Annotated in this window: 3 protein-coding genes; all 3 read right to left on the bottom strand. The window is 37.5% G+C overall.

Annotation, left to right across the window (positions count from 1 at the left end; translation table 11 throughout):
* Positions 1-46: 46 nt before the first annotated feature.
* Positions 47-253 carry a hypothetical protein gene (locus tag J8L98_RS24225; protein ID WP_210998625.1) on the bottom strand — a complete coding sequence of 69 codons (207 nt, stop codon included), beginning with the start codon at positions 251-253 and terminating at the stop codon, positions 47-49.
* Positions 254-637: 384 nt separating this feature from the next.
* The gene (locus tag J8L98_RS24220) at positions 638-1576 is read right to left on the bottom strand and encodes an ADP-ribosyltransferase (protein ID WP_210998624.1); all 939 of its coding nucleotides are present in this window, start codon (positions 1574-1576) and stop codon (positions 638-640) included.
* 64 nt (positions 1577-1640) lie between these two features.
* A complete protein-coding gene (locus J8L98_RS24215; RefSeq protein ID WP_210998623.1) occupies positions 1641-3668 on the bottom strand; it encodes a hypothetical protein in 2028 nt (675 codons plus the stop codon).
* Positions 3669-4054 lie beyond the last annotated feature (386 nt).

Raw genomic sequence — 4054 nt, 5'->3', positions numbered from 1 at the left:
GTAACAGAGTTAAAACTGAGAAGTTGATTAGGAGTTAGCTATTTGATCAACAAGGCCTATCAACATACCCTTGTGCGTAACTCGCAAGATACCCATGAGAATAATTCTTTTGATCTAAAGACGCCCTATCTGGCTCTGTGATGTGAAGTGGGTAATTATTTTTTAAAATAGGTGAGAAGTTTTTTGAGATAACGGTGGCATTTGCTGAAAGTGAAAATAAGCATGCCGAAGCAAGTATTACTTTATTAAACATATATCGTCCTTTTAAATCTTAAATACTGCATAGTCCTCTACGCAGGATTCGCAGTATATTAAAATATTAATTTTTGCCAACAAACAAACCAACCTTTACACATTGAAAATCAAGTGTTTAACAATTAAAAACACACACCATTAAACACAATAAAAATCAACATCACTAAAGTACAAAAACAGATTAACCATTATTAAATAGCGAATTAAAAAAGGGTTAATCTGATTTACTTTTCCTTAAATTAGAAATGATAAAATAGATTTAATAACAAATTTAAAATATAAGAGGTGGTATTGTTATTGCTTCTTGTCAATGAAGTAGAAAATATAACCTCTCCAACGAAAAACAATAACAAATCACCCTATTTTTAGCTATTTCGTACAATTATAAACCAATACAATATGCCCCTTCTAACTCAGGGTTATCTAATGCAGGGGGTTTTCTTTCATACGTTTTACCCGAATATACATCTTTAACATGCCCTTTATAACTGGGTTTTTCTTTCAAATTCACGTAGGTAATTCCATTACTTTTTTCGATATTAGTCACTTGGAATACGCTGTTGCGAGGATATAACACTTCCGCTTCAATGCTATCACCTGTATATACGCTGTACATACTGATGTCTCTACCCGTTTCTCCATCAACTCTGAAGAAGATGGCGTCTTTATCACCTGAATTTGCCATTCGCTCACTGTATGATTTTGCATATGCAGGATCTGCTGTCGTTGACATAAACGTTCTGCTTTGAATATGGTCGCCAACTTGTATGTTTTCCCCATATTGTTGTGGCTCAGCTGCTGCCCCCCGATAAGTAATATCTTTATTAGCTGGGATATGGTCCAGCGCATTATCCAGCGTATTCACTCTGTCAGTTAATTTATCCGCTAAAATATCTTCTATATGGGGGCTACTACTATCGGTATATTCTTTAATGGCTTGTACTTCATTACGCGTCAGCACTTCTTGCCCAACACCACGCAGTGAAGCCCGTTCAAACGCTTCACCAGGCGATAATTTGCCTTGCTCTGCTAGCTCGTCAAGCTCAGAGATACGGTTTCTGCGTTCAATTTCTTTCATATCCCACGCTTTAAAACTTCGGTCTGTAATGTGTTTTAGTCTATCTTGATAGTACCGTTGAGCATGAGGTGCAACGGGTACTTCATCGGTAAATCCATCAATGGTCACTGTTTTCCAAGTGAGTTCTGATCCGTTTAAATCAAAAAACTGTTTCAAGCTGCCATCATCTGTAAACGGCGGCGCAGCGTAGCACAATGAACTTGCGAATATCGAAAGAGCAAATAAGTTGGTTTTGGTAAACATAAGTCGGTCCTGTAAATTAGCATCAAATAAAATGCTGAATTGGTTGAGTGAAGCTAAGATAGAATTAGGCTTTGTTAGAGCACTGACCTTTATCTGCCAATAAATTAGCTGAATTACCTAAGTAATTAATGATTTGGTTGGTTTCTTGAACAACATCAGGCAGCATTCTGAAAGTCAGCCACTTATAATGAGAAAAACTTGGGTTTTGCACGTAATAGTCGTAATAATTGAGCTCAATGTTTTCGGCGCTTTGATACAAGGCCTGACTCGCACTACACACATCTGGATCGCTTTTCAAGGTACCATGCAAGTCACTTAACTGTGCTTTTACTTTCCACATGTAACCTTGATGTAGCTCTGCTGCATCCACTAACACATTACCAAACATTTCCATCACGGCATCACGGTTAAACGTTTCATCTGTGCCCTTTCTTGGATTCAATATGCCACCAAAATTGTTTAAGTAGTCTTCAATTTTTTTATTGATACTGTTGGTAAAAACATGGTTTTTCTCTAGCTGCTGGATCTGCTCAAGCACTTGTTTTTTATCAAAAGAAAGTTTGACTATGTCACTGTCTGCTAGCAACATTTTATTCACTCTACTGTGCGTATTTTGCAGTGCAGTATGAACTGCATGTTGAATATTTGGGGGCACGTCTTCGTCATTATGAAGCTGATTGATAATGATCTGATTTACTTTTTCTTCATCATTAATATCTAATCTATCGCTGGTAAACTTATTCACCAGTGCCACGGTAATGGGTCCCATATCAATGTCTTTTATGGCTTTTTTAGTCAATGAACCATCATAAAACCCGTCAATCATTGGGAAGAATATTCGAGAGATCCACAGTAAAGACTCAGCCACATCAAAGTCAGCGGTATCAGTTTGAGCGATCAATTCTTGACCAAAAATATACCAAGCCAACTGAGTACGAATGGCCGTATTGTATTGGCTGGTTAATTGCTGTTGCCAAACATCTGAGCTCATTTCAGATTGTATTAATGCCTTGTACTCTTTTATTAACGTTTTATTATTATCCATAACCTGTTCAACTATGTGCTCAGCCACTGGATTTGCGATATTTTTTCTATAAACGAGTAAAGGCTCAAGGTACTGTTTGAATATCTTACTTTCGAATACCACCTCTTCGGTGGTCCAACTTCTGCCTTGTTTTTTGTATTTATTGCTAATTTTCAATGCGTGAGCCGGGTAAATTCCCGGTGTTGGTTTAATGGTAATATACCGAAAATCTTCATTTATCATGTAGCTTTGGTGATCAATATACGATAAAACCGTATCTACATTATCACTGCCCCCCTCAGTATCGGGTGTTACACGTTGCTGATTGAGGTAGTATGCTTTGGCACTGAGCATTTCAACGAATATTTTGTCAGACAAATAATCAATTTTTTCTTTATTAACATTAAACAGTACATCGGGTATGAGTTTCGCATCGAGCTTTAATGCGGCACCAGAGTTGCCTAGTATCGTCCCTCTCACATTGTTCATTTTGTTTACAACTTGGTCTGCATATTTAACAAACTCACTTTTTAAATCCGCGTTTTGATCTTTAACCTTGGTGATAGCCTGCTCTGCTTTTACACCACTATAAATACTAAAGCCTTCGGCAACCACACCTGCAGCAACCCCACCAAAGACTTCTCCAACCATCTCACCTGCTAATTCAGTAATGATCCGAGTTAAAATCGGTATACCTACCGACGTGCCAATTGTGACGCTACTCGTTATAATTTCTTCATTATTGTGGTCTCTAATACCCGCGGCTAAACCTCCCAAGCCCATTTCAACCCCCAGCAGAGTACCGCCAACTTCAGCAAGGCTGCCCGCTACTTCAGCAAAACCAGGAGACGCATTTTCTAGCCCTGCTAAGTCACTGCCTATGGGTTCAGAGGGTAACTTTTCTTGGGCTGCAACTTCTTTAAACTTCCCTTTGAGTTCATCAAACTTTTCAGAAAATGCGGTGATGTCTTCAGAGTTCACGTTTGGGCAAGTATTGGCTAAAGCCACCGACGAGGCGATAGGCGTTAAGGCAAATACTAAATGAGGTATTAATTTTCTTATTTTCATAGATTATCTCAACTTTATCTTGTTGTTAAAGCGCTCAGTGTCGCAACAATGTCGTGCTTAGCTATAACGTATTGAGCATTAAACATTCAGTCAAAATTTGTATCTTAAAAATAATTTATTGGTTTGATTTTATTCGTAATTCAATTTGGTTTTCATTCTTAAACCGCTATATAAATCGGTTAAAACATTGATAGTAATAGTTTTAACTAATTAAGAAAAATAAAGAACTTTTCAGCCGAATTATGGTTTTAAACAGTTAAATTGATACTATAAATTCTCCCTACTGAAAATTATAAGCGTTACCTATGGGCCTATTTTTCACATAAACGCCAAGTTTATATACGGCCCATAGTAATGATATCAATCTTTGCTTTGCGCTCTGCCCA

It is taken from the genome of Pseudoalteromonas sp. MMG013, assembly GCF_018100885.1.
Taxonomy (GTDB): domain Bacteria; phylum Pseudomonadota; class Gammaproteobacteria; order Enterobacterales; family Alteromonadaceae; genus Pseudoalteromonas; species Pseudoalteromonas aurantia.
This window is presented reverse-complemented; position numbering and strand designations above follow the sequence as displayed.

What these genes read in the sequence shown, in the direction of transcription:
- J8L98_RS24220 (WP_210998624.1), bottom strand. Translation starts at nt 1,576, where the DNA reads ATGTTTACCAAAACCAACTTATTTGCTCTTTCGATATTCGCAAGTTCA.
- J8L98_RS24215 (WP_210998623.1), bottom strand. Translation starts at nt 3,668, where the DNA reads ATGAAAATAAGAAAATTAATACCTCATTTAGTATTTGCCTTAACGCCT.
- J8L98_RS24225 (WP_210998625.1), bottom strand. Translation starts at nt 253, where the DNA reads ATGTTTAATAAAGTAATACTTGCTTCGGCATGCTTATTTTCACTTTCA.